Source organism: Lactococcus sp. DD01, assembly GCF_001578715.1.
Classification (GTDB): Bacteria; Bacillota; Bacilli; order Lactobacillales; family Streptococcaceae; genus Lactococcus; species Lactococcus petauri.
This window is the reverse complement of the sequence record NZ_KQ968939.1, coordinates 339,257-346,737: the sequence shown is the minus strand read 5'-3', so window position 1 is coordinate 346,737 and position 7,481 is coordinate 339,257. Positions and strand designations below refer to the sequence as shown.

Here is a 7,481-nt window from a genome sequence, read left to right as displayed (position 1 = left end):
CAGCAGCCTCTTCTTAGACCGTAGATTTTTTATAAGTAAATTTTTCTAAATTTTATTCTGTACTTTTTGAGGAATATCTTGCTTCTGAACTTCCTCCCAGCTGGTTACGCCTTTCTTATCGTTATATACTAGCCTTAAATAAGCATCATGTCTGAGATTATGACTTCCAGTGAATTCCATTTCTTTGGCTTCACCCTTTTCATTATAACCGGTCAACGTATAATAGTACCTCGTAAATTCTTGCCCTGAATCGTCTTTTTCTTTTTTAGCAACACCATCTTCTTGAATATGAACGTAGTAACTGTCGCCACCATATGCTGTGTGATACCAAGCATAACCTCCGCCGACAACAATTAATACAAGTGCCATGATTCCTACTAATACTTTTTTCATATTTCATACCTCATTTATTTTTCTTCTATAAAATTATTTTACCTTTATTTTTGCAGTTACAACTTACATTTTCTTAAGAAAGTAATGTTCATTTTTTATTAAATTTGAAAAGCCCACTATTCATCAAGTTTATCTAATACCGTTCTAGGGATTTCATATTCTTTCCTGATTTTCCAGCTGGTTGCGTCCTTTTTGTTGTCCGCGTGAATTTCTAGATAAGTCCCAGCGTGGAGTTCTTGATCCGTTTCAAGATGAATCTCCCTAAGAGCTCCTCTAGAGTTCACTCCCTTTACTGTATAATTATAGTGACCTAAGGTACCAGCCGAATTTTTAGTTGTCTTCGTATTTACCTTCCCTTGAACATGTGCAAAGTAAATCGTTTGTGTATAGCTAATATTTTCCCCAAAAAAGCCAATGTCTAAAATTAAGAGTACACCTAAAAAACCAAACAATATTTTTTTCATTTTATTTTTCCATTCAACTCACAACATTAAGTTGTTAGCATTATTTTACGCCAAATTTGTCTAAAATAGACTTACATTATTGTAATAATCAAATTTGAGACCTCTTAACTCTGGGCGAATTCGCCCACACAAACTCTTAATTTTATTTATGATTCTATAATTATTTCTTCTATATACATGTCTCTTTTTTGTGTCTTTATTTTAGAAAATATTTTTAAAAAAATTATCAAAAATATGCAACTTTAGTCGTATAAAAAATTGCATAATCGGTATTTTTTATCTATAATACAGGTATAAAAGCCCAAGATTAAATAGACAGAAAATATAACTCATTTTATCTCCAAGGGAATTTTCTGTTCAGTTTAAATATGGGACCACTATACTTATGGGAGTAATCATTCTTGATAAAGAATTCAAAAAAAATAATCACTAAAAAATTTTTTCTATATGAGGCACTATTTGTAGCAGCTTTTCTCTTGAGTTCTTTTTGGCTTTTCAGTGCTGTTCGTTCAGAAAATTTTTCTTTAGAGCAAATTTACTCAAAAAATGGAGCTTATATCTTCATACTTAGCTTAATAGCATTGATCGTATCTTATCTGAATCGCGATAATTTAAAACATGGGTTATCCTCTGTTATAAGATTTTTAGGTAATAATATTGTCGCAGTATTTGGGATTATGGTTCTCTTTCAAATAGTTACCCTTTTATTTGCTTCAGGCCTCTCAGGATATGATGTTTATGGAGTATATCATGCTGCTATGGGCGATATAAATTCTCAAAAATGGACCTATCTCCAGAACTATCCTAATAATTTTTTACTTTTCTTATTCATGAGAGTCGTTCATAGTCTAACTCTTTTACAACTTTTAAATATCATAGCAATAGATTTTTCTATAGCAATGTCATATTTTACAGCAAAGCATCTTTTCGATAAACAAACCGCTCGATACAGTATCTTAATTTTTATAGCAACCCTCGGTTTTAGTCCTTGGTTTTTAAACACATATAGTGACACCTTTGTGTTGCCTTTTGTGAGCTTAGGGATGTTCTTTTTGACTCGATGGAATCAAGACAATATTTCGGCTCACTATAGACTTATATCTTTACTCTCTGCTGGTTTTTTCAGCTCCATAGCTTACTATCTAAAGCCCTCTGCAATTATTTTTGTGATAGCATACTTTTTAATTTCTATACTTAAGCTAAGAAAACTCAAACCTTTCTTTATCTCCTTCTTAGTCTTTATTATTGGTGCTTTAGTGTTTGCAATGCCTTTTACACTTTATAAAAACAATCAAAACTATGTTCAATTTGATAAAAATAAAGCGTTTCCTATGACTCATTTTTTGATGTTAGGCATCTCTAAAAATGGTATGTATAATGTACCTGACGTGAGACTTACCAGATCAGCCAAAACTGCTAAGGAAAAGAAAGAGGTGAATATTGACGTCTTCAAGCAAAGACTAAAACAATTAGGAACTCTAGGATATGTCAAATTCCTATATGGAAAGTATTGTAAAACTGTCCGTGATGGTGCCTATGCTTGGGGCGCAGACGGTGGAGGTAAAACTGGTTTCCTTGTCACACAGAATCTCAATCCAAGCAAAAAACTCTCACCTTTTATTCATTCAAATTTCGGAAAGTTTTTAAGAAGCTTTATTTATACTGATAGCAATGGTAAAGGTTATGCCAATGGAAAAAATACTTTTTTCTACAGGTTCTTTGCACAAATTATCTATATCGTTATGATTTTTGGGATTTTACTTTCAACTCTAAAATCAAGATATGATTTTAAAGTTATGTGGTTACTTTTATCTATGATTGGACTTATGCTCTTCTTGCTTCTCTTTGAAGGTGGGAGAAGTCGCTATCTTATTCAAGCCTTGCCTGTATTTGTTATCTTAGCAGCTTATGGATATCATTCAAAATTTAGCACTCAAGATTTAAAAAAGGATTAATAAGTAAATAAAAATCTAACAGTCAAAAACTATTCTGACTCTGCTTACTCCTTATATAACTCACAACTTCATAAATAGATAAACTCCTACTGTATAGGGGTTTTATTTATGAAGCTTTAGTACACAATTTTACAAAGTTTTTTTGTTAAAATATAAATTATATTAAAAGGAGTCATTCTATGTTTTCATTTACTATCCCTAGCGCTTCTCTTCAGGAAATAATTTTTCAAAGTATCTGGTATGGCTTTATTTCAGGTATGATTTCTGGAATGGTTAAGATTGGTTGGGAAGCAATCCTTCCACCTAGAACCTCTGAAAGGAATGCCACTAATCCACCCCAACGTATGCTGGAGCAATTTGGAGTGCCTTCTTCACTTACTCATGCTTATGTTTTGTATTCGCGTGATCAAAAAGTGTATTGGTTTTCTTTAATTTTGCATTTTAGTTTTTCCATAGTCTTTGCTACATTATTTATTTTCATTGCACAATATTGGCCATGGATTGCCCTTTGGCAAGGTGCTGCTTATGGAATCATCATCTGGTTCGTTTGGCATATCGTTTTATTGCCTGTGATGAAAACCATCCCTGCACCTTGGAAACAGCCTTTCGCAGAACATTTCTCAGAGTTTTTTGGACATATCGTTTGGGCATGGTCCATCGCTGCCTGTCTATATTATTTAATATCAAAGGATAGCAGTGGAATTTTAACAAACATTTAAGTAAATTAAGTTTGTGTTTTAAGTTTATTGTGCTACAATAAGGATAGAATTTCGTTATATTCGTTATAGTGTCCTTTCGATGAGAAACAAGAAAGGGGAATGCATATGACATTCACTAATAACACTAAAAACTTCAAATACACAGTATCTCTAGATACTTCCACGAATTTATTTAAAGCTTCTATGGTAGATGCGACTACTTCATTAAGTAGTCTCGGCAACACCATTGAAGAAGCCGTGTATAATTTAGAAGCGATAGCATAACTAACAGCGCCTATTTGATTAGGCGCTTTTTTGTATGAAAAAACCGCTCAATAGAGCGGTTTTCCAGTCTATAAGAATCTATATAAACTGGCAAATGGAGGCGAGGGGAGTTGAACCCCTGTCCAGACACCTTGCTACATCAACGTCTACAACCATAGGACTTTCTCTAGTTTAACAAATTTCCAAAGCCAGTCTCAAACAGCAGAAATTTGCGGTGCTTTAAAATCTCTTTTTTTATGTAAAGCCACCATAAAAACGTATCCGACTGAGGTTTAGAGCTTCAGGCCGCCATCGGCGAACGATCATCAGCTACGCAAGCTGGTGTTTAGGCAGCGAGTGCGTAAGAAGTGTTATTTTTAGCAGTTATATTTATCTGCGATGGATTTAGGTGACATCACCACCAGTTGCAGTTCATGCGCGACAATGCCTGTCGAATCCGTAACGCCCCCGTTACGGTGGAATAACTTCCAGACATTAATTATAGCACAAGTCATTTAATATTTCACGCGCAATGGTCGAACCAAGATAGCAATAATTGAGAGTACTATAATGCCAACGCAAATGCTGACAGTACCAAAATTAACTTGCCCTGGCGCATTTAACACATTAATTGGAGAAAGCAAACTGAGAGGCAACCAGTCGGAAATATCACTCAGTGTCTGAATAATCGAACTCACTACCATCAGTACTATTGCGGAAACAACTGCTAGAAATGCCTTCCGTGTCCAGACAGCAACAGCACTGCCAAATATGACCAAGGTAAGTAGAGCTAGACTTTGGAGCAAACTCGCTGAGAGCACTCTGCCCAACTCAATTTCAGGAAAGAAAACCCAAGTTACATATGTGGCACTTACCACACCTACCAAATTGCTCACCAGGGTTACTAAAAAGGCGAGGATAAGCTTAGGCGTCCATAGAATAAACGAATTTCGGGCTACAGTTGAGTAGTAGAGTCCGAGGGAGCTCTCCTTTTTCAGCTTAAAAGTATCAGCAGTAAAATAAACCAAAACAAAAAGGCCAATCTGAGAAATATTACTAAAATACGACTCCATCAAAGCTTTCCAGTTGGGATCGGGCATGAGAATAATCGTCCCTTCTGTCCCACCAAAAGTCGCCAGAAATTCCTTCATATAATAAATCAAGACAGGTGAGGTAATACCAAAAAAAGCAAATAAAAAGAAAAGAATGAGGAGCCGGCTATTGCGCCACCACATTTTCGTTTCCAAAAGAATTAATCTTCTCACTTTTCTCCTCCTATAATCGCACGCTCAAAAGCCATCTCAAGACTGTTGCTCGTAGCACGATAAGTACTTATTTTTTGCCCAATATCCGGGAAAATTTGTAGCAGTTTCTCTGTGTATTCACTTTTAATCATCAATTTTCCCGTAATTTCAGGATAGAATTCAATATCATTTACCTGAAGAATATCCATGACTTCTTGTTTGACTTGCTCACTTTTAATCTCTAGTTCTGCAAACTCGTCCATCTGACTATTTTCAATGAACTGATAAAGTGTGCCTTGAAAAATAAGTTCTCCATGATTTAAAACAAGGAGACGATCGGCAATATTTTCAATATCAGCAAGAAGGTGACTGGAAACAACCACTGTTTTTTCCTGTGATACTTTAGTAATCAGTTGCAAAATCTCAATTCGTCCAATAGGATCTAGAGCACTTGTTGGTTCGTCTAGAAATATCAAAACGGGATCAAGTAAGAGTGCCACAGCTATTCCCAGACGTTGCTTCATCCCCCGCGAATAGCCACCCACTTTCTTATTGGGATACTCTGATAAACCGACTTTTTCGAGTGTCACCTCAATTTGTTGAAGGTCTTCTGCTTTTTCGTTCAAGGCGCAACTTTGTTGCAACACCTCTGTTGCGGTAAGGTAGGCAGGAAATTCAGGTGTGTCCGGACAATAGGCCAAAGCTTGATTCCCAAGCTTAATTTCTCCCTGACTAGCTTTATGTTGACCTAAAATCGCATGAATTAAAGTTGTTTTTCCGGCACCATTAGGACCAATTAACCCAATAATTCCTGGATCTGCACTAATTGAGCATGTCACGTTTTTTAAAGCGTCAAAATTACCGAAAGAAACCGTTAAATCTTCTATTTCAATGATTTTATTCATATGTGTCCCTTCCTACAATAAAATAAAGAATTCCGCCTAAAGGAATCGAAATGATACAGACAAGTACCCAAGCCCATCTTGGCAGGTACTTAACATGTGCACTTTTAAAAATACTGTAAAAACAAGCCCCTAAGTAGAGACAAACTAGCAAAATTAAAGGAACAATTATACGTGTATCCATTTTGTCCACTCCATTCTTTGTCTTTTAAAACTCATCTTCATCGATTTTTTGAATTTCACGCAATATTGTTGTTAGGTGTTGATCCGATGCGTACTCTGCTAAAAGCTCATCAATCAACTGATTGCGCACCACATAATTAGAAAAAAGATGCAACTTCTCCTCATAACCTTCCAATACTTTTTCTGTTCGCTTAATATTATCATATACAGCTTGACGACTGACATTGAATTCCTCAGCAATCTCAGCTAAGCTATAATTATCTGCATAATAAAGTTCAATATAATTCATCTGTTTGTCCGTCAAAAGAGTCGCGTAGAACTCAAATAGCGTGTTCATACGATTTGTTTTTTCGATTTCCATAATTTCCTAATATTCTAAGAAAACACCTGATTTTTAATCGCTGTTTTCATCCTTATTTATAACTTAATTGTCCGTTATCTTTTATAATTTTATCATAATTATCGCCGTAATCATAAGGACATCTTCCCAGATTTGTAGCTTTGTTTTGAGATAGAAACTTGTCATGAACCTCAATGTCCCTAATAGACCAGAAAATCTCAACATAAATTTATGCAAGTCACACAACTTCGTCGTCTCTCAAAAATAGTTTTGCTTCCCTCAGTCGAAATCTCTCTTTGTCTTGTTATCAATATGTTATAATGGAGGAATGAAAAAGATTTTAATTGCGGATGATGATCGTTCGATTTTAACCTTACTTTCTTATAATTTTAGGCAGAGTGATTTTGAAGTGACCACAGTCAGTGATGGCAAACAAGCTCTGGATAAAGCTAAGAGAAATCATTACGATTTAATTTTGCTGGATTTAATGATGCCCGAACTCTCTGGTATTGAAGTGACAGAAATTTTGCGAAAAAAGCAAAACTTCACGCCAATTTTGATACTTACAGCGCGTGATGACGAAGAGATGAAACTGACTGGTCTTAATTCAGGTTCTGATGAATACTTGGATAAAGCAACTCCTATGAAGGAGATCATTGTCCGAGTAAATGCACTCATTCGACGCCACCAGCACTATAATAAAACAATTGAAAACGAAAAATCCGCGGAAAAATCTGGTATTAAATTTGACCGATTGGAGCTTGATTTCACTAAAAAAGTTTGTATCTTTGATGGACAACCTTTAGAGCTAACGAAACGTGAATTTGAAATTTTAGAGCTTTTAATTGAACGCTCAGGCGATGTGATTTCGCGTGAAGAATTGTTGCAGCACTTTTGGGGCATTTCTTCTGCTGCCGAAACGCGAACCATTGACGTTTTAATCAGCAAAATTCGTAAAAAGTTAGACAATCAATTTATAAAAACAAAACGAGGATTTGGGTACTACTTCTCTGATGAAAAAGATTAAGCTAAAAAATA

At 35.3% G+C, this 7,481-nt stretch carries 9 protein-coding genes and 1 other RNA gene; 4 read left to right on the top strand and 6 right to left on the bottom strand.

Features of this window, described 5'->3' with window-relative positions; translation table 11 throughout:
• Positions 1-45 precede the first annotated feature (45 nt).
• Together LACDD01_RS01745 and LACDD01_RS01740 are read right to left on the bottom strand one after the other, a co-directional pair.
• Complete coding sequence (locus LACDD01_RS01745) at positions 46-393, bottom strand: YxeA family protein (RefSeq protein ID WP_019294078.1); 348 nt, start codon at positions 391-393, stop codon at positions 46-48.
• 116 nt (positions 394-509) lie between these two features.
• Complete coding sequence (locus LACDD01_RS01740) at positions 510-857, bottom strand: YxeA family protein (protein WP_061413013.1); 348 nt, start codon at positions 855-857, stop codon at positions 510-512.
• Positions 858-1,258: 401 nt separating this feature from the next.
• Between LACDD01_RS01740 and LACDD01_RS01735 the strand changes: the two genes are divergently transcribed.
• The 3 genes from LACDD01_RS01735 (at position 1,259) to LACDD01_RS11970 (ending at position 3,795) form a co-directional block, all read left to right on the top strand.
• Complete coding sequence (locus LACDD01_RS01735; protein ID WP_061413012.1) at positions 1,259-2,812, top strand: glycosyltransferase family 39 protein; 1,554 nt, start codon at positions 1,259-1,261, stop codon at positions 2,810-2,812.
• 179 nt (positions 2,813-2,991) lie between these two features.
• Positions 2,992-3,531: a YagU family protein gene (locus LACDD01_RS01730; RefSeq protein WP_061413011.1), complete on the top strand. Its 540-nt coding sequence runs from the start codon at positions 2,992-2,994 to the stop codon at positions 3,529-3,531.
• A gap of 105 nt (positions 3,532-3,636) precedes the next feature.
• Entirely contained in the window at positions 3,637-3,795 is a 159-nt protein-coding gene (locus tag LACDD01_RS11970) for a hypothetical protein (RefSeq protein ID WP_165716880.1), read from the top strand.
• A 92-nt stretch (positions 3,796-3,887) separates the two neighbouring features.
• Here LACDD01_RS11970 and ssrA read toward each other — a convergent pair.
• From ssrA to LACDD01_RS01705, 4 genes are all read right to left on the bottom strand, one after another.
• Positions 3,888-4,244: a transfer-messenger RNA gene (gene ssrA, locus LACDD01_RS01725) on the bottom strand.
• Positions 4,245-4,289: 45 nt separating this feature from the next.
• Complete coding sequence (locus LACDD01_RS01720) at positions 4,290-5,039, bottom strand: hypothetical protein (protein ID WP_019294082.1); 750 nt, start codon at positions 5,037-5,039, stop codon at positions 4,290-4,292.
• Entirely contained in the window at positions 5,036-5,923 is an 888-nt protein-coding gene (locus LACDD01_RS01715; protein ID WP_061413010.1) for an ABC transporter ATP-binding protein, read from the bottom strand. Before LACDD01_RS01715 ends, LACDD01_RS01720 begins: the two co-directional genes overlap by 4 nt.
• A gap of 205 nt (positions 5,924-6,128) precedes the next feature.
• Positions 6,129-6,464 carry a putative DNA-binding protein gene (locus LACDD01_RS01705; protein ID WP_019294085.1) on the bottom strand — a complete coding sequence of 112 codons (336 nt, stop codon included), beginning with the start codon at positions 6,462-6,464 and terminating at the stop codon, positions 6,129-6,131.
• Between the two features lie 307 nt (positions 6,465-6,771).
• Here LACDD01_RS01705 and LACDD01_RS01700 point away from each other — a divergent pair, with 307 nt between their 5' ends.
• Entirely contained in the window at positions 6,772-7,470 is a 699-nt protein-coding gene (locus LACDD01_RS01700) for a response regulator transcription factor (protein WP_004256833.1), read from the top strand.
• Positions 7,471-7,481: the final 11 nt, after the last annotated feature.